Source organism: Pseudomonas sp. SORGH_AS_0211 (assembly GCF_031453455.1).
Classification (GTDB): Bacteria; Pseudomonadota; Gammaproteobacteria; order Pseudomonadales; family Pseudomonadaceae; genus Chryseomonas; species Chryseomonas aestiva.
The window spans coordinates 413,382-434,793 of sequence record NZ_JAVIZV010000001.1 but is presented as its reverse complement, the minus strand read 5'-3'; the positions used below and the strand labels follow the sequence as shown (position 1 = coordinate 434,793).

20 protein-coding genes and 1 other RNA gene are annotated in these 21,412 nt (G+C 67.6%); 7 read left to right on the top strand and 14 right to left on the bottom strand.

What is annotated here, in order from left to right; genetic code table 11:
* Nucleotides 1-137 precede the first annotated feature (137 nt).
* From QE393_RS01980 to QE393_RS01970, 3 genes are read left to right on the top strand one after another with little or no spacing between them, the layout of a single operon-like run.
* Nucleotides 138-1,118: a tripartite tricarboxylate transporter substrate binding protein gene (locus QE393_RS01980; RefSeq protein WP_133862960.1), complete on the top strand. Its 981-nt coding sequence runs from the start codon at nt 138-140 to the stop codon at nt 1,116-1,118.
* 49 nt (nt 1,119-1,167) lie between these two features.
* Nucleotides 1,168-1,626: a tripartite tricarboxylate transporter TctB family protein gene (locus QE393_RS01975; protein ID WP_310041829.1), complete on the top strand. Its 459-nt coding sequence runs from the start codon at nt 1,168-1,170 to the stop codon at nt 1,624-1,626.
* A 1-nt stretch (nt 1,627) separates the two neighbouring features.
* Nucleotides 1,628-3,136: a tripartite tricarboxylate transporter permease gene (locus QE393_RS01970; RefSeq protein WP_310041826.1), complete on the top strand. Its 1,509-nt coding sequence runs from the start codon at nt 1,628-1,630 to the stop codon at nt 3,134-3,136.
* 62 nt (nt 3,137-3,198) lie between these two features.
* Here QE393_RS01970 and QE393_RS01965 read toward each other — a convergent pair.
* The 8 genes from QE393_RS01965 to ppc all read right to left on the bottom strand — a co-directional run bounded on the left by QE393_RS01965 (nt 3,199) and on the right by ppc (nt 10,624).
* Nucleotides 3,199-3,290: non-coding RNA, sX9 sRNA (locus QE393_RS01965), on the bottom strand.
* Between the two features lie 60 nt (nt 3,291-3,350).
* Nucleotides 3,351-4,133 (bottom strand): class I SAM-dependent methyltransferase, encoded by a 783-nt coding sequence (locus tag QE393_RS01960; protein ID WP_310041825.1) that lies wholly within the window; start codon nt 4,131-4,133, stop codon nt 3,351-3,353.
* Nucleotides 4,134-4,164: 31 nt separating this feature from the next.
* On the bottom strand, nt 4,165-4,866 hold the full coding sequence (locus tag QE393_RS01955) for an extensin family protein (RefSeq protein WP_310041824.1): 702 nt from the start codon (nt 4,864-4,866) through the stop codon (nt 4,165-4,167).
* Between the two features lie 107 nt (nt 4,867-4,973).
* Complete coding sequence (locus QE393_RS01950) at nt 4,974-5,831, bottom strand: DUF72 domain-containing protein (RefSeq protein WP_310041822.1); 858 nt, start codon at nt 5,829-5,831, stop codon at nt 4,974-4,976.
* Nucleotides 5,831-6,190, bottom strand: coding sequence for a hypothetical protein (locus tag QE393_RS01945; RefSeq protein ID WP_310041821.1), 360 nt, complete (start codon nt 6,188-6,190; stop codon nt 5,831-5,833). Before QE393_RS01945 ends, QE393_RS01950 begins: the two co-directional genes overlap by 1 nt.
* Before the next feature lie 137 nt (nt 6,191-6,327).
* A complete protein-coding gene (gene tsaB, locus QE393_RS01940; RefSeq protein ID WP_310041819.1) occupies nt 6,328-7,011 on the bottom strand; it encodes a tRNA (adenosine(37)-N6)-threonylcarbamoyltransferase complex dimerization subunit type 1 TsaB in 684 nt (227 codons plus the stop codon).
* Nucleotides 7,012-7,149: 138 nt separating this feature from the next.
* Nucleotides 7,150-7,797: an adenylate kinase gene (adk, locus tag QE393_RS01935; protein WP_310041817.1), complete on the bottom strand. Its 648-nt coding sequence runs from the start codon at nt 7,795-7,797 to the stop codon at nt 7,150-7,152.
* Between the two features lie 190 nt (nt 7,798-7,987).
* Nucleotides 7,988-10,624 carry a phosphoenolpyruvate carboxylase gene (gene ppc / locus QE393_RS01930; RefSeq protein ID WP_310041815.1) on the bottom strand — a complete coding sequence of 879 codons (2,637 nt, stop codon included), beginning with the start codon at nt 10,622-10,624 and terminating at the stop codon, nt 7,988-7,990.
* A gap of 163 nt (nt 10,625-10,787) precedes the next feature.
* Between ppc and QE393_RS01925 the strand changes: the two genes are divergently transcribed.
* The 3 genes from QE393_RS01925 (at nt 10,788) to QE393_RS01915 (ending at nt 12,640) form a co-directional block, all read left to right on the top strand.
* Complete coding sequence (locus tag QE393_RS01925; protein ID WP_310041813.1) at nt 10,788-11,123, top strand: pilin assembly protein; 336 nt, start codon at nt 10,788-10,790, stop codon at nt 11,121-11,123.
* A gap of 266 nt (nt 11,124-11,389) precedes the next feature.
* Entirely contained in the window at nt 11,390-11,821 is a 432-nt protein-coding gene (locus QE393_RS01920; RefSeq protein ID WP_007161972.1) for a DUF4398 domain-containing protein, read from the top strand.
* Between the two features lie 45 nt (nt 11,822-11,866).
* Nucleotides 11,867-12,640: an OmpA family protein gene (locus tag QE393_RS01915; protein ID WP_017640124.1), complete on the top strand. Its 774-nt coding sequence runs from the start codon at nt 11,867-11,869 to the stop codon at nt 12,638-12,640.
* A 59-nt stretch (nt 12,641-12,699) separates the two neighbouring features.
* On the opposite strand, the gene QE393_RS01910 is transcribed toward QE393_RS01915, so the two are convergent.
* The 5 genes from QE393_RS01910 to msbA form a co-directional block, all read right to left on the bottom strand.
* Complete coding sequence (locus QE393_RS01910; RefSeq protein ID WP_310041808.1) at nt 12,700-14,190, bottom strand: helicase HerA-like domain-containing protein; 1,491 nt, start codon at nt 14,188-14,190, stop codon at nt 12,700-12,702.
* 50 nt (nt 14,191-14,240) lie between these two features.
* The gene (gene hldE / locus QE393_RS01905) at nt 14,241-15,668 is read right to left on the bottom strand and encodes a bifunctional D-glycero-beta-D-manno-heptose-7-phosphate kinase/D-glycero-beta-D-manno-heptose 1-phosphate adenylyltransferase HldE (protein WP_310041806.1); all 1,428 of its coding nucleotides are present in this window, start codon (nt 15,666-15,668) and stop codon (nt 14,241-14,243) included.
* 90 nt (nt 15,669-15,758) lie between these two features.
* Entirely contained in the window at nt 15,759-17,174 is a 1,416-nt protein-coding gene (locus QE393_RS01900; RefSeq protein ID WP_310041805.1) for a PIG-L family deacetylase, read from the bottom strand.
* Between the two features lies 1 nt (nt 17,175).
* The gene (locus tag QE393_RS01895) at nt 17,176-18,072 is read right to left on the bottom strand and encodes a GNAT family N-acetyltransferase (protein ID WP_310041803.1); all 897 of its coding nucleotides are present in this window, start codon (nt 18,070-18,072) and stop codon (nt 17,176-17,178) included.
* Nucleotides 18,062-19,876 (bottom strand): lipid A export permease/ATP-binding protein MsbA, encoded by a 1,815-nt coding sequence (msbA, locus tag QE393_RS01890; protein ID WP_310041801.1) that lies wholly within the window; start codon nt 19,874-19,876, stop codon nt 18,062-18,064. Before msbA ends, QE393_RS01895 begins: the two co-directional genes overlap by 11 nt.
* A 103-nt stretch (nt 19,877-19,979) precedes the next feature.
* Here msbA and QE393_RS01885 point away from each other — a divergent pair, with 103 nt between their 5' ends.
* Nucleotides 19,980-20,576 carry a serine acetyltransferase gene (locus QE393_RS01885; protein ID WP_273809775.1) on the top strand — a complete coding sequence of 199 codons (597 nt, stop codon included), beginning with the start codon at nt 19,980-19,982 and terminating at the stop codon, nt 20,574-20,576.
* Here the strand turns inward: QE393_RS01885 and QE393_RS01880 are convergent.
* Nucleotides 20,551-21,390, bottom strand: coding sequence for a hypothetical protein (locus QE393_RS01880; protein WP_310041797.1), 840 nt, complete (start codon nt 21,388-21,390; stop codon nt 20,551-20,553). The two genes, QE393_RS01885 and QE393_RS01880, sit on opposite strands and share 26 nt — an antisense overlap.
* Nucleotides 21,391-21,412: the final 22 nt, after the last annotated feature.

Below are 21,412 nucleotides of genomic sequence, written 5' to 3'. Positions count from 1 at the left end.
AAGCGGAACGACATCCATGCTCGCCCTCGCGCAGCTCCACGTGCTCCCGTGCTACCTCTCCGAACGATCGCCGTCCTGGCGAGCCTGAGCCGTGTCCGCCTGTCAGCTTCTGAAATAACAACAAAAGGAAGACGTCGATGAGCACCACCTTGCGCACCCTCACCCTGACCCTGGCCGCCTCCGTGCTGCTGTCCGCCCAGGCCATGGCCGAACCCAAGCGTCCCGAATGCATCGCTCCGGCTTCCCCGGGCGGTGGCTTCGACCTGACCTGCAAACTGGCCCAGAGTGGCCTGGTGGAAGCCAAGCTGCTGGACAGGCCCATGCGCGTGACCTACATGCCCGGCGGCGTCGGCGCGGTGGCCTACAACACCGTGGTGGCTCAGCGGCCGGCGGATGGCGACACCATCGTCGCCTTCTCCAGTGGTTCGCTGCTGAACCTGGCCCAGGGCAAGTTCGGTCGCTTCGACGAGAAGGCCGTGCGCTGGCTGGCGGCGGTGGGTGCCAGCTACGGTGCCATCGCGGTCAAGGCCGATTCGCCCTACAAGACCCTGGGCGACCTGGTCGAGGCGCTGAAGAAGGATCCGAGCAAGGTGGTGATAGGTTCCGGCGGCACCGTGGGCAGCCAGGACTGGATGCAGACGGCGCTGATCGCCAAGGCCGCCGGCATCAATCCCAAGGACCTGCGCTACGTGGCCCTGGAAGGCGGCGGCGAGATCGCCACCGCGCTGCTGGGTGGCCACATCCAGGTCGGCAGCACCGACATCTCCGACTCCATGCCCCATGTCGAGGCCGGCAACATGCGCCTCCTGGCGGTCTTCGCCGAGCAGCGTTTCGACGAACCGGCGATGAAGGACATCCCCACCGCACGTGAGCAGGGCTACGACATCGTCTGGCCGGTGGTCCGCGGCTTCTATGTCGGCCCGAAGGTCACCGACGAGCAGTACAACTGGTGGAAAGCCAGCTTCGACAAGCTGCTGGCGTCCGACGACTTCGCCAAGCTGCGTGATCAGCGCGAGCTCTTCCCCTTCGCCATGACCGGTTCCGAACTGGACGCCTATGTGCAGAAGGAAGTCGCGCGCTACCGCGGCATGGCCAAGGAATTCGGCCTGATCCAGTAACAGAGCCCCCGCCCCTGGCGCCCCTCCGGGCGCCTTCGAGGATGTCGACATGATCTTCCAACGCGCCTTCATGGCGGTCTGGCTGGTGGCCGGACTCGTCATGCTGTTCATCGCCCGGGATTACCAGGCGCCCTTCTCCTACGAGCCGGTCGGTCCGCGGGCCTATCCGATGCTGATGTTCGGGCTGATGAGCCTGGGCCTCGCCTATCTGATCATCCGCCCCACGCCGATCGGCGATGGCGAAGACCAGAAGCCGCTGGACGCCTCGTCGCTGCGCAAGGTGGTGGCCTGCTGCGTCATCCTGCTGGGCTACGCCCTGACCTTCCAGCCACTGGGCTTCCCGTTGAGCGCCTTCATTACCGCCACCCTGTGCGGCCTGCTCTATGGCGGCCGCCTGATGCCCTGCGCCCTGGTCAGCCTGCTGCTCTCGGCAAGTCTCTATGTGCTGTTCGACCGGGTGATGGAAGTCCCCCTCCCCCTTGGCGTGCTGGAATTCCTGGAAGGCTGACATGGAAACCTTGAATTTTCTGATGCAGGGCTTTGGCGTCGCCATGACGCCGACCAACCTGATCGTGGCGCTGATCGGCACCTTGATCGGCACCGTGGTGGGCCTGCTGCCGGGTCTCGGCCCGATCAACGGCATCGCCCTGCTGATCCCGGTGGCCTTCGCCCTGGGCCTGCCGCCGGAGACGTCGCTGATCCTGCTGGCGGCGGTCTATCTGGGCTGCGAATACGGCGGCCGGATCTCTTCGATCCTGCTGAACATCCCCGGCGAAGCCGCGACCATGATGACCTGCCTGGACGGCTATCCACTGGCACGCCAGGGCATGGCGGGCGTGGCCCTGTCGCTGTCGGCCTGGAGCTCCTTCATCGGCGCCTTCATCGCCACCTGCGGCATGGTGCTGTTCTCGCCGCTGCTGGCCAAGTGGGCGATCGCCTTCGGTCCGGCGGAGTACTTCGCGCTGATGGCCCTGGCCATCCTCAGCCTTTCCGGCATGGCCGCCGAGAAGCCGGTCAAGACCCTGGTCGCCGCGCTCTTCGGCCTGGCCATCGCCTCCGTGGGCATCGATGCCAACAGCGGCGTCTATCGCTTCACCTTCGACAACGTGCACCTGGCCGACGGCATCGACTTCGTGATCCTGGTGCTGGGGCTGTTCTCGGTGAGCGAACTGCTCCTGCTGCTGGAGCAGACCCATCATGGCCAGGTCGCGGTCAAGGCCACCGGGCGCATGCTGTTCAACGTGCGCGAAGCCCGCAGCGTGTTCATGGTCAACCTGCGCAGTTCGGTGAGCGGCTTCATCATCGGCGTCCTGCCAGGTGCTGGCGCGACCCTGGCCAGCGCCCTGGCCTACACCACCGAGAAGCGTCTGGCGGGTGCCGATGGCAAGTTCGGCAAGGGTGACCTGCGTGGCCTGGCCGCGCCGGAAACCGCCATCGGCGCGGCGGTGTGCGGCAACATGATTCCCATGCTGACCCTGGGCATCCCCGGCTCGGGCACCACCGCGGTGATGATCGGCGCCCTGACCCTGTACAACATCACCCCCGGCCCGCTGCTGTTCCAGAACGAGCCGAATCTGGTATGGGGCCTGATCGCCTCGCTGTTCATCGCCAACGTGATGCTGCTCATCCTCAACGTGCCCATGGTGAAGATGTTCACCAAGATCCTCGATGTGCCGAACTGGTCGCTGGCCCCGGCCATCGCCATCATCACCGGCATCGGCGTCTACGCGGTGCATGCCACCACCTTCGACCTGGTGCTGATGGTCTGCGTGGGCATCTTCGGCTACATCATGCGCAAGCTGGACTTCCCCCTTTCGCCGCTGCTGCTGGGCTTCATCCTCGGCGAGCTGATGGAGACCAGCCTGAGACGCGCGCTGTCGATCTCCAACGGCGAAGTGGGCATCCTCTGGCAGAGCGGCATCAGCCAGGTCATCTGGATCGTCTGCATCCTGATGGTGGCCCTGCCCTTCTACCGCGCCTGGCGCAAGCGGCGCGCAGCCAAGCCCGCAACCGTCTGAAGTCGGTGACACCAGCGCCCGCGGTCGGAGTCCTTCCGCCCGCGGGCTTTTTCGTTCAGAGCGGCCAACAAAGCGTAACGAGCGGTTGTCAGGTGGGTGCGCGCAACGCGCAGGAACCGCACCGGGCTCGCGTTCGAGTGTACGAGCGGTACACGAGAATTCCGAGCACTGCACGCGCCCGCTTGGCGGATGCGCAGCAGGGTTGTTAGCTGCTCTAGGAGGACTTGAAGCTCTTCTTCGGATAGACGTCATAACGGCTGGACTTGCCCTCCAGCACATAGCCCGGCTTCACGCCCTCGATGGCCGGCGCCTTGCGCGGACGCTTGACCACCACCCGGTGACTGGCGCGGGCCAGGGCCGCGGCCAGCAGCGCCGGGGCGTCCAGATCGTCGCCCACCAGCGGCCGGAACAGGCGCATTTCCTTCTTCACCAGGGCGCTCTTGTCGCGGTGCGGGAACATGGGATCCAGGTAGATCACCTCCGGCGCCTCGCCTTCCCCGCCTTGCAGGTAGGCGGTGGAGTCGGCCCGCACCAGGGTCATCAGGGCGGCGATGCCGGCCGCTTCGTGATCCCGTGCCGCACGGGCGAGGCCGTCTTCGAGCAGGGCGGCGATCAGCGGCTGGCGCTCGACCAGCGTCACCGTACAGCCCAGGGTAGCCAGCACGAAGGCGTCGCGGCCCAGCCCCGCGGTGGCATCGAGGATGCGCGGGCGCACGCCGGGTCCGACCCCGACCGCCTTGGCGATCATCTGGCCGGCGCCACCACCGAACTTGCGCCTGTGCGCCGCCGCGCCCTCGACGAAGTCCACCCGTACCGGACCCGGTGCCTCCGGGCCGCGCTGCACCAGTTGCAGGCCCTGAGCACCGACTTGCAGGGCGAATTCCTCGGTCGTGGCCGTGCCCAGGGGCAGACCCAGGCGCGTGGCCCAGTCAGCAGCAGCCTTGATGAAGGCGGGTTCCAGGGCTTCGACGATAAGCGCGGGGCAGGCGGTGGACATGGGCGACTCGCTGGCGAAAAGACCGGCCATTCTACCGGCAGACGCGGAAGCCACCCATGTCGACATGGAAATGATCACGGTGCGCCGCGTTGTAGTCCGGTCCCAGGGTGGTATTGAAGGACCGGCAGGCGCCGTCACGCACCAGCCGCAGGAAGCGCTGCGCCTGGGGATCGCCCTTCCAGTCCCGCGCCACACTGATCCGCCGACCGTCGGCCAGGCGCATTCCGGCGATGTCCAGGGCATTGGCGGTGGCGTGCTGACTGCGCCGGCCGCTGGCGCGGCCATAGATGTTGCGGCAGGCAAAGCTGCCGTAGTGCTCCACCTCGGCCACCCGCTGGCCATAGACGGCTTCGGCCGCCGGCTGCAGGGCCTGCCGCTCGAACAGCGCGAAGCTGACGGCCAGGGGACAGCTGGCGAGGAAGCTGCCGCTGAGTCTTACCCCTTCGCCGCGCTGGATGCGCACCGTCCGCTCCAGCGGGCAGTCGGCCGAACCGGCATTGCCGCGCAATTCGCGATAGTTGAGTGCCGAGGTGGCCAGGGACGCCGCGCAATAGTCGGCATCGGCCTGCAGGCGCCAGAGCTTGAGTCGGGTGACGGCATTGGTGGGTGCCTGGATGTCCAGCGGCGCCCAGGGGTTGTAGGCCGGCGGAATGCGCAGCCAGCCCTGGTCGAAGGCGGTGTGCAGACCGCCATAGAGCAGGATGACGAGACCGAGCAGGTGTCTGGCTTTCATGCGGCGCGCCGAAGAGGATCGTCAAGCGAGAGACTTCATCTGACCGGAGCGGACCCCGGGAATGCCGGCGAAAACGTCGCCAAACGTATCGCGACGAAGGGCACGGACTAGAGCAGGCCGAGTTGTTCGGTGTCGGCGGTGCTCAACTCGGGTAACGCCGGCAAGCCGGGCAGGCGTTCGCGCAGCTGGGCGTGGAATCTCAGGGCCAGTTCGGGCGCCTGGCGGTTGTCCGGGGTATGCAGGAAGACATAGGGCACCTTGCCCGCCTCGATCCAGTCGGCGACCCGGGTGACCCACTTGGCCAGGTAATAGTCGTTGGCGGCCAGCTCCAGGCGGCCGATGAAGCGCACCTGGGGATGCTCGCTGAACGCCAGGGCACGCGCCGGTACCCGCGGCTTCTTGGCCTGGGCCAGACGCACGGCCGGCTCGCTCGGATCGGCGCTGAACAGGGCAGCCGAATCCAGGCCGACGCGCTCCACGCCCAGGTCCATGAGCAGGCGGTTCAAGGCCCGCTCGGACTCGCCCTTGTCGAAAAAGGCCAGGTGCCGGACCTCCACGGCCAGGGCGCAACGCGGCGCCATGGCCGAGAGAAAGACCTGCAGTTCCTTGAGCCGGTCGGGCCCGAAGCCGGCGGGCAGCTGCAGCCACAGCGGACTGGCCCGCTCGCCCAGGGGCGCCAGCAGTTCGAGAAAGGTACGCGCGCTGGCGAGTTGCACGCGCAGATCCTCGGCATGGCTGATGTCGCGGGGAAACTTGGCGCAGAAGCGGAAGTCGGCAGGCAACAGCTCGGCCCAGCGGCGGATGGTGTCCGCCGCGGGCCAGGCATAGAAGGTAGTATTGCCTTCCACGGCATTGAACACCTGGGCATAGCGCGGCAGGAAATCACCCGGGCGCAGGCCGTGGTAGAGGCTTTCACGCCAGGCGTTGTCGTTCCAGGAGGGGCAGCCGAGAAAGTACGGCAGCATCAGGCGTAGAGATCGAGGCCCACGACGCTGGAGGAGCCGTCCGGCTCGGCGCCGAGGGCGGCGGTGCTGCCGTAGCTGGCCAGCGCCTGTTGCGCACGCGCGGTGAGTTGACTGGCAAAGCGCCCTTCCCGCTCGCTCAGCACCAGGCCATTGCCACTGCCGTTGCCGGTATCGGTCGCCGCGGTCGCCTCGACGCGGCGGACGGGCGCGACGTCGGGCCGGGGATTGCCCGTGGCCTCGCGGGCGATGGCGTTCTGACGGGCGTCCTCGTCCTTCGCCACCTCGCGTACGGGCGTGACCGCGCGCGAGGAACGATTCAGGGGATAAGCTGAGGAGGAATAGCCGCTGTCAATGCGCATGGCAGGTCCCGAACGGATGACACTACTCTAAGTAGGGTCGAAAGCTATGACAATCAAGGGCCGGACGCCCGTCGCGACCGGCGGACGAGTGGCATATACGGCTTGGACGTCAGACTATTACGCCGGGTTTCCTGACGTCAGACCGACTGTTTGGGAGTGGCGACCCGATCACGCAGATAGACGGGTTGCGCCGCTTCGGATTCGGCCGACACGGCTTCGCCGCGCTGCCAGGCCGAGGCCGCCAGGACCGCCAGATCCTGCGCATGGGGCAACAGGGTGGCATCCCGCCCGGTCAGCGGCACGGCCATGCGACCGACGTAACCCCAACCGGTGCCGGCACCGAACCAGTCGCCGGTGGCGGCAGCCGGCAGGACGACGGCCTCGGGTGCCAGCACGGCTTCCGTCCCCGCCAGCACCATGGCGTCGCCGGCGAGGCGATAGCAGCCCCAGTAGACCTCGTCCATGCGCGCATCGATGGCGGCGGCCACCTGGGTCACGCCACGCTCGCGCCAGGCGCGCTGGGCGATGATGGCCAGATTCGACACCGGCAGCACCGGTCGCTCCAGACCGAAGGCCAGGCCCTGCACCACGCCGATGGCGATGCGCACGCCGGTGAAGGCGCCCGGACCGCGACCGAAGGCGATGGCATCCACCTGCGCCAGACTCAGACCGGTCTCGGCCAACAGTTCCTGCACCATGGGCAGGACCCGCTGGGCATGCAGGCGTGGCGCGATCTCGTAGCGATGGATGATCTCGTCGCCCAGATGCAAGGCGACCGAACAGGCTTCGGTGGCGGTGTCGAGGGCGAGCAGGATGGACATGGGGCGAATCCGCGACTAGGGAAAAGGGCTGCGCATTCTAGAGGAAGACGGGACGCGAGGGGACCCGCCCATCGGTCATGACGCCAGGACGGCGCCTTGACCGGACCGCCTGCAGGCACAGGCGGCCGTTACCGGCGTTTAGTTCAGGGCCTGCAGCACCTTGGCGGTGATGGCATCCACCGAACCCACGCCCTCGATGCGGCTGCACTTCGGCGTGCCCTGGGCGGCGCCCAGCTTCTGGTAGAACGCCACCAGCGGCTTGGTCTGGGAATGATAGAGGTCCAGACGCTTGCGAATGGTGGCTTCGCGATCGTCTTCGCGCTGTACCAGCGGCTCGCCGGTCAGGTCGTCGGTGTCGGCGACCTTGGGCGGATTGTGCTCGACGTGATAGACGCGACCCGAACCCGGGTGCACGCGGCGACCGGACAGGCGCTGGACGATTTCCTCGTCATCGACGGCGATTTCCAGCACGTGGTCGATCTTGACGCCCGCGGCTTCGAGGGCCTCGGCCTGGGGAATGGTGCGCGGGAAGCCGTCGAACAGGAAACCCTTGGCGCAATCGGCGTCGAGGATGCGTTCGCTGATCAGGGCGATGATGATCTCGTCGGAGACCAGGCCGCCGTTGTCCATGATGTCCTTGACCTGCAGGCCCAGGGGCGTGCCGGCCTTGACCGCGGCACGCAGCATGTCGCCGGTGGAAACCTGCGGAATGCCGAATTTCTCAGTGATGAACCGGGCCTGAGTACCTTTGCCGGCACCGGGCGCTCCCAGCAGGATTACGCGCATCTGTTGCTCCTTAGAATGGTCTCGGACTGGCAGCCCGCATGGGGCGCTGTCGCGATGATTGTTGTCGACGACACGAGACGGCCAAAGGGACCAACCATACACAGCGCCCCCTGGCCGCACAAGTTACCAAGCGTCGCAGGTGCCGGGGCCGTCCAGACGACGCCGGACCCCGGCAAAAGCGACAGTCTGTTCAGCCGGTATTGCGCAGTCCTGCGGCGATCCCGGCCACGCTCACCAGCAGGGCCTGATCGAGTGCGGCCGGCTGGCTTTCGCCCGCCGCCCGCGCCCGGGCCAGCAACTCGATCTGCAGGAGATGCAGCGGATCGAGATAGGTGTTGCGCACGGCGATGAACACCAGGGTCTCCGGATGGTGCTCGAGCAATTCGTCCTGCCCGGTCAGGCGCAATACCGCCACCCCGGCCTGGCGCAGCCGCTCGCGCAACTGGCTGCCGAGGACCTGCAGATCGGCCTCCACCAGGCGCTGATCATAGAGCCGCGCCAGTTCGGCCTCGGCCTTGGCCAGCACCATTTCCAGCATGTCGATGCGCGTCTGGAAGAACGGCCAGCGCTCGCGCATCTCGCGCAAAAGCGGCGATTCGCCACGGCGCTCGGCTTCTTCCAGCGCCCTTTCCCAGCCGAGCCAGGCCGGCAGCATCAGCCGGGTCTGGGTCCAGGCAAAGATCCAGGGAATGGCCCTGAGGCTTTCCACGCCGCCTTCGCGGCGCTTGGCCGGGCGACTGCCCAGGGGCAACCGGCCCAGCTCCTGCTCGGGCGTGGCCTGACGGAAATAGCTAACGAAATGCGGATCCTCGCGCACCACCCCGCGATAGGCCTGCAAGCTATCGCGGGCGAGGCGATCCATCTGCTCGCGCCAGGCCGGCTCGGGTGCCGGTGGCGGCAACAGGGTAGCCTCCAGCACGGCGCCCAGGTACAGCGCCAGATTCTGCTCGGCGATGGCTGGCTGACCGAACTTGAAGCGGATCATCTCGCCCTGTTCGGTGGTGCGGAAGCGCCCGGCCACCGAGCCCGGCGGTTGCGAGAGGATGGCCGCGTGAGCCGGGCCACCGCCACGCCCCACGGTGCCGCCACGGCCATGGAACAGCAGCAGTTCGACGCCACGACTGGCGCAGATGTCCACCAGGGCTTCCTGGGCACGGTACTGGGCCCAGGCGGCCGCCAGGGTGCCGGCGTCCTTGGCCGAGTCGGAATAGCCGATCATGACCTCCTGGGGACCAGCCAGCCGCGCACGATAGTCGGGCAGGTCGAGCAGGCTGGCGATAGCGGTGCCGGCGTGATCCAGGTCGTCGAGGGTCTCGAACAGCGGCACCACGCGCATCGGCTGCCGCACCCCACACTCGCGCAGCAGCAGCTGCACGGCCAGCACGTCGGATGCGGCGCCGGCCATGGAGATGACATAGGAGCCCAGCGCATCAGGCGGCGAAGCGGCGATGACGCGGCAGGTGGCGAGCACCTCCCGGGTATCGGCCTCCAGCTCGGCGTCCAGCGGCAGCAGGGGGCGCCGGCTGCCGAGCTCGCCGCGGAGGAATTCCAGGCGCTGCTCCTCGCTCCAGGCGGCATAGTCGCCCAGGTCCAGGTAGCGGCAGATATCGGCCATGGCCGCGGCATGGCGCGCGGCGTCCTGGCGGATGTCCAGGCGGACCAGATAGAGGCCGAAGGTGCGGGCCCGCCGCAGGGTGTCGAGCAGGGAACCGTCGGCGATGACCCCCAGGCCGCAGCGCTGCAGGGAGTCGTAGCACAGCTGCAGCGGCGCGATCAGCTCGGCGTTGTCGCTGAGGACATGACGGGCGCCGGCATGGGGATCGGTGATGGCATGGGCCGCCCAGCTGCGGGTGATCTGCAGCCGCTCGCGCAGCACCTTGAGCACCTTGCGATAGGGCTCCGGGTGATCGCCGGCCTGCTCGCGCAGGGCCGGACTGGCCGCCTGCATGGACAGCTCCGCGGCCAGCCGATCGACATCGCGCAGATAGAGATCGGCGGCCATCCAGCGCGCCAGCAGGAGCACCTCGCGGGTGATGGCGGCGGTGACATTGGGATTGCCGTCGCGGTCGCCCCCCATCCAGGACGAGAAGCGCACCGGCGCCGCCGTCAGCGGCAACCGCTGGCCGGTGCGCTGCTGCAGGCCGGCATCCAGCTTGCGCAGCAGACTGGGTATCGCCTGCCAAAGCGAATTCTCGATCACCGCGAAGCCCCACTTGGCTTCGTCCACCGGCGTCGGGCGCTGGCGGCGGATCTCTTCGGTGTGCCAGGCCTCGGCGATCAGCCGGCGCAGCCGTGCCTCTATGGCGGCCACCTCGGCAGCGGTCAGGTCGCGATGATCGAGGGCCGCCAGTTGCGCGCTGATCTCGTCGTATTTCTGGATCAGGGTGCGCCGGGAGACCTCGGTGGGATGGGCGGTCAGCACCAGATCGATGTCCAGCGCCGCGACCCGCTCGGCCAGCGCCTGGCCGGAGTGCCCGGCCGCGCCCAGCCGCTCCAGCAATTCCGGTAGCACCTGCTGCTCGAAGGGGGGCGGCTCGTCTTCGGTGCGCCGTCTGACCCGATGATATTCCTCGGCAATGTTGGCCAGGTTGAGAAAATGGCTGAACGCCCGCGCCACTGGCAGCAGCTCGTCTTCGGCCAGGGTATCCAGGGTGTCGCCCAGTTGGCGGGCACCCTCCGCGGAGCCGCCACGGGCGGCCTTGGCGCCTTTGCGGATCCGCTCGATCTTGTCGAGAAAGGCCGCGCCATGCTGGTCGGCGATGGTCTGCCCCAGCAGATCGCCCAGCAACCGCACCTGCTCGCGCAGGCGAACGTCGATTTCCACCATCTCGTGCTCCTCGAAAGTACCGGTTCGGACCTCACGGCAACCGCTGCGGTCTAGCGCAGAGGACAGCACCCTGCTGTCACGGTTGCAAGCCCCGGCTGTTGCAGGGTGCCCAGCCTCGCTCAACCTGAATATCCGACCTTTGCCTAAGCCACGGGAGATGCTCATGAAGATTCGCGAACTCGCTCACCAATGGGAGCAGCAGGCCACCCCCTCCGGCACCACCCGCAGCTACCGCCTCGACCTGGAAGTCGAGACCGCGGCCCGTCTCGAGGCGCTCTGCGAACTCTATCCCCAGCGAACGCCCGAAGCCCTGCTCGGCGAGTTGCTGGCGGCCGCCTTTGAAGAACTGGAAGCCAGTTTCCCCTATGTGCAGGGCGAGGAAGTGGTGGCCACCGATGAACTCGGCGACCCCCTCTATGCCGATGCCGGCACCACGCCGCGCTTCCTGGAACTGGCGCGCAAGCACCTGCATCGCCTGCAGTCCGAAACGGCCGGCTAGCCGCCGACCTGCAGCTTTACCTACGCCGATACCGCTCTGCCAAGGGCTTCCGCACACGGCGAAATTCGATAGCCAGTGAACATTTTTGCCGGATGAGCGGTCACAGAGTCAGACCGCAGCGCTGGACGAGGGCTGGTTACCAGTACCCGTCACGGCCCCTTGGGGACGGATCGGACTTGCTTCCACGTGCGGCTTTCACCTGACCAGGCGCCCGCCCTGCCCGTGCCGGCGGCGCGCTTTTCGGATCAACAACGGAGCTTGAATCCATGAAGAGTGCCACTGCCCAAAAGTCCCTTTCCAAAGCCTGCACCCTGAAACTTGCAGCCCTTGCCCTGGGCAGCTCGCTGTTGCTGGCCGGTTGCGCCGGCAATCCGCCGACCGCCCAGATGGCCGTGACCCAGTCCGCCGTCAACGAGGCCGTGAGCTCCGGTGGCAACCAGTTCGCCCCCATCGAGACCAAGTCGGCCCAGGACAAGTGGACCCAGGCCCAGACCGCCCTGTCCAACGAGAAGTACGACGAAGCCAAGCAACTGGCCGAACAGGCCGAGTGGGATGCCCGCCTGGCCACCCGCAAGACCCAGGCCGCCAAGGCCGACGCCGCACTCAAGGATGCCCAGAACAGCATCCAGCAGATCCGTGAGGAAGGTCAGATCAACCTGCAGCTCCAGCAGAACCTGCAGAAGAAGGTCCAGCAGTAAGCGACCGCCCCTTTCCTCCCTTCACGAATTCAAAGGACGACCATCATGCGTAAACACATTCTGATCCCTGCCGTGTCGCTGCTCAGCCTGGCCCTAGCCGCCTGCTCCACGCCGCCCAACCCGAATCTGGAACAGGCCAAGTCCGACTACTCGGCGCTGGAATCCCAGCCCCAGGCCGCCCAACTGGCCGCCCTGGAGACCAAGGACGCCGGTGCCTGGCTGCAGAAGGCCGAGAAGGCCTATAAGGACGGTGAAAACGAGAAGACCGTCGACCAGCTGGCCTACCTGACCAACCAGCGCATCCAGACGGCCATGCAGACCATCAAGCTGCGCATGACCGAAGCCCAGATGCAGAATGTCGACGCCGAGCGTACCCAGGCTCGCCTGGACGCCCGTACCGCCCAGCTCAAGCAGCTGCAGGACGCCCTGCAGGCCAAGCAGACCGAGCGCGGCACCGTGGTGACCTTCGGCAACGTGCTGTTCGACTTCAACAAGGCCGAACTCAAGCCCCAGGGCTACGCCAATGCCCAGAAGCTGGCCGATTACCTGAAGCAGAATCCCGAGCGCAAGGTGATCGTCGAGGGTTACACCGACAGCGTCGGCAGCGACTCCTACAACCAGCAGCTGTCCGAGCGTCGCGCCCAGGCCATCCAGACCGCCCTGGTCAGCGCCGGCGTCGAGCCGAGCCGCATCCAGACCCGTGGCTATGGCAAGGCCTTCCCGGTGGCCAGCAACAGCAACGCCTCCGACCGCGCCCTGAACCGTCGCGTGGAAGTGACCATCTCCAACGACGCCAACCCCGTCGCCCCGCGCATGTAATGACTGCGTGAAGCTCAAGGACCCCGCCCAGGCGGGGTCTTTTTTTGCCTGCGGCCCGGCTAGCGGCGCTTGCCACCCAGCAGGGAGCCAAGCAGCCCCCGGACCAGCTGCCGTCCGAGCTGATTGGCCGCCTGGCGCGCCGCGCTCCTGAGCGCATGTCCCGCGAGCTCGCCTACCAGATCGCTGAGTGCACCGCCCTGCCCGGCCTTGGTCTGTGCCGCTGCCGGCGCCTCCGCCGGTACCCGCTCGGCCTGACGATCCCGCAGGATCTCGTAGGCCGATTCGCGATCCACGGCCCGGTCATAGCGACCCGCCTGGGGCGACTGGCGGATCAGCGTCTGGCGCTCGGCTTCGCTCAGCGGGCCGACTCGGGATTGCGGCGGGGCGATGGCCACGCGCTGGACCATCGCCGGCGTGCCCTTGTCTTCCAGGCTGCCCACCAGGGCCTCACCGATGCCCAGCTCGGTCAGCACCTGCAGGCTGTCGAACGCCGGATTGGGCCGGAAGCCGTCGGCCACCGCGCGCAGGGCCTTCTGCTCCCGGGCGGTGAAGGCGCGCAGGCCGTGCTGGATGCGCAAGCCCAGCTGGGCGAGGATGGCGTCCGGCAGATCGCTGGGCGACTGGGTGACGAAATAGACGCCGACGCCCTTGGAACGGATCAGTCGCACCACCTGCTCCAGGCGATCGCGCAGGGCCTTGGGGGTGTCGCCGAACAGCAGATGGGCCTCGTCGAAGAACAGCGCCAGCACCGGCCTATCGGCATCGCCGCGCTCGGGCAGCTGCTCGAACAGCTCGGCCAGCAGCCAGATCAGGAAGGTGGCATAGACCTTGGGCGCCTCGTGCACCAGGCGACTGGCATCGAGCAGGTGGATGCGTCCGCGGCCGTCGGCCTCCGGGCGCAGCACGTCTTCCAGTTGCAGCGCCGGCTCGCCGAAGAAGGCCTCGGCGCCCTGCTGCTCCAGGGTCGCCAGCCGGCGCAGCAGCGCCTGGGCCGAGGCGCCGGTGAACAGCGCGCGGTCCTCGCCGAGAGCCTCGGACTGTTCGCGCAGGTGATTGAGGACCGCCTTGAGGTCCTTGAGATCGAGCAGCAGCAGGCCCTCGCGATCGGCCACCTTGAAGGCGGCGTGCAAGGCGGCCTGCTGGCTGTCGGTCAGCTCCAGCAGATTGCCCAGCAACAGCGGGCCCATCTCGCTCAGGGTGGTACGCAGCGGATGACCGCGCTTGCCGTCGACGTCCCAGAGGGTGACCGGATAGGCCTGGGGCTGGTGCGGCAGACCCTGGGCGGCGATGCGCTCGGCCAGCTTGCCCTGGGGCGCTCCGGCCGCGCCGAGGCCGCAGAGATCGCCCTTGATGTCGGCGGCGAAGACGGCGACGCCGGCGTCGCTGAAGGCTTCGGCGAGGCGCTGCAGGGTCACGGTCTTGCCGGTGCCGGTGGCGCCGGCGATCAGACCATGCCGATTGGCCAGCTTGAGCGGATGACCGAGCGGTTGGCCAGCGTGCGGGTCGGTAGAAACGGCAGTACCAAGGATCAGCAGGGGCGTCGAGGGCATGGCGCAGCTCCAGGGAGGTTCTGCGCCCAGCTTAACCCGGGAGTCCGCGCTCAGGTGCGGTTGCGGATGCGCTCGACGATGGCGGTGGTGGAGCTGTTTTCCACCAGGCCGAGGATGCGCACCTCGCCACCGTAGGCCTGCACGATCTGGGCGCCGACCACCTCTTCGACGCTCTTGTAGTCGCCACCCTTGACCAGCACATCCGGGCGCACCTGCTCCAGCAGGCGCTCCGGGGTGTTCTCGCTGAAGGGGATGACCCAGTCCACCGCGCCGAGGCCGGCCAGCACCGCCATGCGCCGGTCGACGCTGTTGATCGGCCGGCCCGGGCCCTTGAGACGGGTCACGGAGGCATCGTCGTTGACCGCGACGATCAGGCGATCGCCCTGGGCGCGCGCCTGCTCCAGGTAGGTCACGTGACCGGCGTGGAGGATGTCGAAGCAGCCGTTGGTGAAGACGATCTTCTCGCCATGGGCGCGGGCGTCCTCGATGGCCAGCTGCAGCTGTTCCAGGGTCAGGACGCCGCGCTCCGAGCCTTCCGAACGCTGCACCGCGCGCCGCAGCTCGGGGGCGCTGATGGCGGCGGTACCCAGCTTGCCGACGACGATGCCGGCGGCCAGATTGGCCAGCCCCACGGCCTGGGGCAGGTCCTCGCCGGCGGCCAGGGCAGCCGCCAGGGTGGAGATCACGGTGTCGCCTGCGCCGGTGACATCGAACACCTCGCGTGCACGCGCCGGCAGATGCAGAGCCGGCTGAGCGGGACGCAGCAGGGTCATGCCGTGCTCGCCGCGAGTCACCAGCAGCGCGCCCAGATCCAGGCGCGCCATCAATTCGCTGCCCTTGGCCACCAGCTCGGCGTCGTCGGCACAGACGCCGACGATGGCTTCGAATTCGGAGAGATTCGGCGTGATCAGGCTGGCGCCGCGATAGATGGAAAAGTCCTTGCCCTTGGGATCGGCCAGCACCGGGATGTTGCGCGCCCGGGCCAGCTGGATGAGGGCCTGGTGATTCTTCAGGGCGCCCTTGCCGTAGTCGGACAGCACCAGCACCTTGACCCCGGCCAGCATGGCGGCGGTGTCCGAGGCCAGCGCCTGGGCATCGGTGTTGAAGGGCTCTTCGAAGTCGACCCGGATCAGTTGCTGATGGCGACTCATGATGCGCAACTTGACGATGGTCGGCTGCTGGGCGATGCGCTGGAAGCGCACCTGCACGTGAGCCGCTCTCAGGCTGTCGGTGAGGGCATCGGCGGCTTCGTCCTGGCCGGTGACGCCGACCAGATAGGCCGGCGCGCCCAGGGCGGCGATATTGAGGGCGACGTTGGCCGCGCCACCGGGACGATCCTCGTGCTGGTCGACGCGCACCACGGGCACCGGCGCCTCGGGGGAGATCCGCGAGGTGGTGCCGTGCCAGTAGCGGTCGAGCATCACGTCGCCGACCACCAGGACCGGCGCGAGATCGAAGCGAGGCATGGTCAGCTTCATAGGGACAGGCTCCAAAGCGCGAAAATGGCGGCGATCATAGCATAGGGGCCAAGGCGCCCCGAAAGCGCCTGCCGGCGGGAGACGCCGGGTTCAGAGCTCGTCGCGGCGGCTTATCCAGAACAGCTCGTGACGGCGTACGGCCTTGCGGAAGAACTCGTCTTCGCCGGTGCGCGGCCAGCGGCGTCCGGCCAGCAGCCACTGGATGGCCCGGCGCAGGCGTTTCTTCGCCGGCAGCGGCACCAGCAGGTCGTGCTGCATACCCAGGGCCATGGCCTTGTCCAGCCGCCGCTCGGGGGTCAGCAGCGGACTCCAGGGCACCAGGGGCGTGGGCGTCTCGATGGCCGGCGGCAGGGCGATGCCGCCTTCGGCCGGGCCCATGGGCCAGCGGTCGTTGTCGTGCAGGTGGTTGGCGTAGAGCAGTTCGAGTTCGGGCTGCCACTGGCTGAGGGTCAGGGCTTCGCGCAGGGCCTGGGTACTGGCCACGTGATCGGCATGGGGATCGATCTGCGGATGCGGCAGCACCACCACCTCGGGACGGAAGTGCTCCAGCAGGGCCACCAGATCGGCGACCAGGTTGCGCCAGGTGGGGACGCCGTCGACATCGCCGGGCAGCTGCAGGGGATTGTGGCGACGGGCGCTGCGGATATCGCTGTCGCCGGACTCGCGGGAGCCGAAGGTATCTTCCGGCGCCTGGCGCATGGCCGGCAATTGCAGGCAGTAGTAGCCCAGCTGCACGCAGCGCTCCGGCGCTACCCCACCCCACAGCGGCGTGACCAGGCTGTCCCAGGTGCGCAGCCGGCCCTTGAGCCGGGCCGCGGCCTGGCGATCGAGGCCCAGGCGCTGGTAGTGCCCGGCCTCGATCTCGCCCTGGGTCAGGGTGACGATGCTGGCTTCCTGTGCCTGGCTGTAGAGGCCGAACGCCGCCAGTTCGGCGTCGTCGGCGTGGGGCGCGATGACCATGACCCGCTTGCTGCGAAAATCCGGCTGAGCGAAGACGTGCAGGCGCAACTCGCCCTGCAGCCGGCAGAAGCGCGTCCAGAGGTGCAATTCGCCACGCCGCAGGGCCTCGGCGTAGCCACTGAGATTGACATAGCGCCGCCCGGCCACACCGCGCTCGAAGTCCTGGCGATCGCCTTCGTCACCGGCGCGCAGGTGCACCCGGGGATCCAGCAGGCGACCGAGCCAGCCGGCCCGCAGCCGACATTCCAGGAACAGCGTCAGCTCGCCAGGCGGCAATTCCACCGCGGCCAGTCGACCGTGCTCCAGATGCAGGCCCAGCACCAGGGTGTCGGCAGGGAACTGGTAGCTGTAGTTGTCGCGCGGCGAATAGAAGAGGTGATCGGCGAACCAGGCCTCGTGGCCGAGCCAGACCAGCAGCGCCAGCAGCGGCGCGCTCCACCAGGGCCCGAGCGCCAGGCAACCGAGCAGCACGACGGCGATGACCGCCAGGACCAGTCGCTTGTGGCGGCGGTGACGCTTGAGCAGGGCTTGTTTGCGGGCGGTCATCTCAGCTCTCGAAGACGGTGACGCGATGGCACCAGCGGTCCTTGTAGTCGCGATCGGCGCGGCCGAAGGAGTAGCGCAACGCCTTGCCGAGGGCGCGGGCATCCTGCCAGGCGGCCTGGGTGTTCAGATAGGTGAGGACGCTGCCGGGACTCAGGTCGCTGGCAGCGGGATCGACACCGCCGTTGACGTATTCGACGCTGATCCATTCGGGCGCTTCCACGCGATAGAGCACCTGGATCGCCACCGGACGTTCGCCGAGCATGAGCAGCGAACCGGTCATGAACTCCCGCAGCAGGCCGAACACTTCGGCGAGTCGGGTCTTGCCCGGCACCTCGAAGCCCCAGCGCGCCTCGAACAGCTCGGCATAGATCCGTGCCTGCTCGGCGCTGTCCAGCTCGGCCATGGGGACCACGCGCCCCCCGGCGTCTTCGAACAGGCGCTGCTCGCGCCGCTGGTTGTAGCGGAATTTCTTCGACCAGGCTTCCGGCTCGCGCAGCATGGCCAGTTCTTCGCTCTGCCGGCGCAGACCGGCGAAACGCTCGTCGCACAGTGGCGACAGATAGCGGGCGCGCTGCCGCAGGGGTGCGGCGGTACCGGCCGCGGCCGGCAGGATGATCTCGGCGTTGCCCAGGTCGAACAGGGCGCGCTGGCGGCGCTTCTTCAGCACCGTACGCGACAGCGCCAGCTCGCGCCCCCAGCAGGGCACCGCGGCCTGCAGGCCATCCGCACCGGGCCAGCCCAGGTAGCGCACCGGGATGCCGGCCAGTTCGGCCAGGCGGGCGACCACCTCGGGATGGCTGGCGACGCTGCCACCATGGCGCTGCCAGGTGGCGGCGTAGTCGGCGGCGGAGATGGTCGTCCAGCCGCGTTCACGCCAGAAACGGAATCTATTCAGCATGGGACGCGGGCGTCGCGGTAGCGACGTCCTCGAACTGCTTGGCGTGCAGGCGCGCATAGTAGCCGTTCAGCGCCAAGAGTTCGCCATGGCTGCCACGCTCGACGATGCGGCCATGGTCCATCACCAGGATCAGGTCGGCCTTCTCGATGGTGGAGAGACGGTGGGCGATCACCAGGGTGGTACGGCCCTGCATGACCCGGTCCAGCGCCGCCTGGATGTGGCGCTCGGATTCGGTGTCCAGCGCCGAGGTGGCCTCGTCGAGGATCAGCAGCGGCGCGTTCTTCAGCAGGGCCCGGGCGATGGCCAGGCGCTGGCGCTGACCGCCGGAGAGCAGCACGCCGTTCTCGCCGACCTGGGTGTCGTACTGCTGCGGCAGGCGCTGGATGAATTCGTCGGCATAGGCGGCCTCGGCCGCCGCCTTCACCTGCTCCATCGGCGCCCCGGCCAGGTCGCCATAGGCGATGTTGTTGGTGACGCTGTCGTTGAACAGGGTGACGTGCTGGGTCACCAGGGCGATGTGCCGGCGCAGGTTGGTCAGCCGATAATCCTGGATCTCCAGGCCGTCGAGCAGGATCTCGCCCTGTTCGTGCTGGTAGAAACGGGGAATGAGGTTGGCCAGGGTCGACTTGCCGCTGCCGGAACGGCCCACCAGGGCCACCATCTGGCCGGGCTCGGCGACGAAGTCGATGCCTTCCAGCACCGGCTTGTCGGTGCCCGGGTAGCGGAAGGTCAGGTTGCGCACCTCCAGCCGACCCTGGACGCGCTCGCGTTCTTCACGGCCGTCGTCGCGTTCGGCGGGCTCGTCGAGCTGCTCGAAGATGCTTTCCGCACCGGCCACGCCGCGCTGGATGGTGGAGCTGACCTCGGAGAGCTGCCGGATCGGCTTGGGCAGGAGGCCGGCCATGGTGATGTAGGCCACCAGGTCACCGGCGGAGGCTTCGCCGCGCAGCCAGAGCACCAGGAACATCAGCACCGCCATGGCGGAGTAGATGACCAGCTGCAGCATGGGCGTATAGACCGCGCCGGTCTTGGTCATGGTCAGCTGCTTGTCGGTGTTGGCCAGACTGGAATCGAGGAAACGCCGTTGCTCGTAGGTCTCGCCGCCAAAGCTGCGCACCACCCGATAGCCCTGGATGGCCTCGGAGGTGATGTGGGTGACGTCGCCCATGGCCGACTGGATCTTGCTGCTCTGCTTGCGGAACTTGCGACTGGCGCTGGTCACCATCAGGGCGATCAGCGGCAGGATGGCCACCATCACCAGAGTCAGCTTCCAGTTCATCCACAGCAGCGAGGCGAACAGGAAGACCACGGTCATGCCTTCGCGGATCACCACCTTGATCGCCTCGGTGGCGGCGCCGGTCACCATGGTGACGTTGAAGGTGATGCGCGAGATCAGGTGACCCGAGTTGTTGGCGTCGAAGTAGCGATTGGGCAGGCGCAGCATATGGTTGAACAGCGCCACCCGCAGGTCGTGCACCAGGCCGAGGGAGACCCGCGCCAGGAAGTAGTTGCCGAGAAAGGAACCGATCCCCTGCCAGGCGGCGATCAGGATGATCATCAGCGGCACCGCCTGCACCAGGTGCAGGCCACCGACAATCGGCCAGCCCGGGAACATGGAGGCGTTGGGGTTGTTCAGGCCATCGACGAAGTACTTGAGGATGCCCGCCAGCATCGGCTGGGTGGAGGCGAAGATCAGGAAGCCGACGATACTCAGGGCGAACATGCCGACGTAGGGCCGCACGTAGCCGAGCAGGCGGAAATAGATCTTCAGACTGGAGGTCTGCGCAGGGGAGTCTTGGCTCATGGTCTCGTCGTGACGCAAAAGCGCCATGTTAACACGCACCCGCCGCCGACCCAGCGGCGGGATTTTCCGCTAGGCTTGCCCTCCCCTGCTGCGGACCCCTGACATGCAACCGCTGATCGCCACCTATGCCGAACTCAAGGACCATTGGCGCCTGGAGGTGCTGGATGCACCCGGCAAGCCCTTGCGGCTCAAGCGCCTGTTCCGCCGTGTAATGGCGGGAGAAAGTCCGAGCTTCCTGTTCTGGTATCGCCTGGCGCAATTCCTCTACTGCCGCCCGCGCGGCCTGCTCAACTATCGCAAGCTGGCCGAGCGGATCAATCGCCGGCTTATCCGCCGGCACAATATCGAGATCCTGCTGGGCGCCCGTATCGGGCCCGGGCTGCGCCTGCCCCATCGCATGGGCATCTGCGTGTCGAATCTGGCGGTGATCGGCCGCAACGTGATGATCCGCCAGCACACCACCATCGGCATCAAGAGCGACGATCCGGCGCAACTCGTCGGCATCTTCATCGGCGACAATGTCAGCCTTGGCGCCCACGTCTGCATCGTCGGCGACCACCTGACCATCGGTGACAACGTGGTGGTCGGCGCCGGCGCCCTGGTGATGCGCGACATCCCCGCCGAAAGCCTCTACTACAGTCGCCACGAGGCGGTGATCCGCCCGCTGCCGAGCGCTACGCTCGGGGATGGCGCCCCCTGAGGACGGTCCGCAGCATCTGCGGCAGCACGCCGTACAGATACAGTCGATTGCCCAGCAGCTGCCGCCCCAGGTAGCGCAGCACCTTGCCGCGCGAGACGCCCTTGTAGTGCAGGCGCAGCAGCAGGGCGACATAGAATTTCTCGATGTCGCGAAAGCGCCGCTGGGCCGGGGTTTCCGCTTCCAGTTCGGACAGCGAATGGTCGAGGATGCCCGCGCAGCGCAGCTCCACCGGCGCCTCCCGCGCCAGCGCCTGCACTCGCAGGAAAAAGGAGACATCGACGCCATAGAGGGCGAAGCGCTCGTCGAAGACATCGCCGTGGCGGGCCGCGATACGCGCGGCCAGGCCCTGCGTCAGGCACAGGCCCGAACTGATGGTCACGGTGGCCTGGGGATCCAGGGGCCCTTCTGCGGTCACCACCGCCTTGTACTGATGGGGATAGCGGATGGCGCCCGCGCCCAGCACCAGGGGCACCAGCAATTCGGCCGTCTGGCCAAGCGCCTGCAGATAGCGCCCATCCACCACGGTGTCCTGGTCGAAGATCACCAGGCGCTCGGCGCCCAGTCGCAGTGCCTGGTTGTAGACCCGGCTCAGGGGCGGGTTGCCGAGGTCTTCCTCGATCAGGACCGTCGTCCAACCCGGGGCCGCCAGCAGCGACTGGCGCTCCGCGTCCTCCAGCATCCGGGGACCGTTGTTCCAGACCAGCAGGTCGCTGTCGGCCGGCAGGCTGGCCGGGGACTGGGCCAGCAGGCTGTCGAGGGTGGCCGACTCCGCGGGGCGCAAGCCATAGAGGACGACGAGAAAGAGCGTTCGCATGGAATTTCCCGGGGATGGCGGC

Bases quoted from the DNA above. Each gene is read 5' to 3' on its own strand.
- QE393_RS01980 (WP_133862960.1), top strand. From the start codon at position 138: ATGAGCACCACCTTGCGCACCCTCACCCTGACCCTGGCCGCCTCCGTG.
- QE393_RS01915 (WP_017640124.1), top strand. From the start codon at position 11,867: ATGCGTAAACACATTCTGATCCCTGCCGTGTCGCTGCTCAGCCTGGCC.
- QE393_RS01960 (WP_310041825.1), bottom strand. From the start codon at position 4,133: ATGTCCACCGCCTGCCCCGCGCTTATCGTCGAAGCCCTGGAACCCGCC.
- QE393_RS01910 (WP_310041808.1), bottom strand. From the start codon at position 14,190: ATGCCCTCGACGCCCCTGCTGATCCTTGGTACTGCCGTTTCTACCGAC.
- QE393_RS01950 (WP_310041822.1), bottom strand. From the start codon at position 5,831: ATGCTGCCGTACTTTCTCGGCTGCCCCTCCTGGAACGACAACGCCTGG.
- QE393_RS01975 (WP_310041829.1), top strand. From the start codon at position 1,168: ATGATCTTCCAACGCGCCTTCATGGCGGTCTGGCTGGTGGCCGGACTC.
- tsaB (WP_310041819.1), bottom strand. From the start codon at position 7,011: ATGTCCATCCTGCTCGCCCTCGACACCGCCACCGAAGCCTGTTCGGTC.
- adk (WP_310041817.1), bottom strand. From the start codon at position 7,797: ATGCGCGTAATCCTGCTGGGAGCGCCCGGTGCCGGCAAAGGTACTCAG.
- QE393_RS01885 (WP_273809775.1), top strand. From the start codon at position 19,980: ATGCAACCGCTGATCGCCACCTATGCCGAACTCAAGGACCATTGGCGC.
- QE393_RS01925 (WP_310041813.1), top strand. From the start codon at position 10,788: ATGAAGATTCGCGAACTCGCTCACCAATGGGAGCAGCAGGCCACCCCC.
- QE393_RS01895 (WP_310041803.1), bottom strand. From the start codon at position 18,072: ATGCTGAATAGATTCCGTTTCTGGCGTGAACGCGGCTGGACGACCATC.
- QE393_RS01880 (WP_310041797.1), bottom strand. From the start codon at position 21,390: ATGCGAACGCTCTTTCTCGTCGTCCTCTATGGCTTGCGCCCCGCGGAG.
- QE393_RS01900 (WP_310041805.1), bottom strand. From the start codon at position 17,174: ATGACCGCCCGCAAACAAGCCCTGCTCAAGCGTCACCGCCGCCACAAG.
- QE393_RS01920 (WP_007161972.1), top strand. From the start codon at position 11,390: ATGAAGAGTGCCACTGCCCAAAAGTCCCTTTCCAAAGCCTGCACCCTG.
- QE393_RS01945 (WP_310041821.1), bottom strand. From the start codon at position 6,190: ATGCGCATTGACAGCGGCTATTCCTCCTCAGCTTATCCCCTGAATCGT.
- ppc (WP_310041815.1), bottom strand. From the start codon at position 10,624: ATGGTGGAAATCGACGTTCGCCTGCGCGAGCAGGTGCGGTTGCTGGGC.
- hldE (WP_310041806.1), bottom strand. From the start codon at position 15,668: ATGAAGCTGACCATGCCTCGCTTCGATCTCGCGCCGGTCCTGGTGGTC.
- QE393_RS01970 (WP_310041826.1), top strand. From the start codon at position 1,628: ATGGAAACCTTGAATTTTCTGATGCAGGGCTTTGGCGTCGCCATGACG.
- msbA (WP_310041801.1), bottom strand. From the start codon at position 19,876: ATGAGCCAAGACTCCCCTGCGCAGACCTCCAGTCTGAAGATCTATTTC.
- QE393_RS01955 (WP_310041824.1), bottom strand. From the start codon at position 4,866: ATGAAAGCCAGACACCTGCTCGGTCTCGTCATCCTGCTCTATGGCGGT.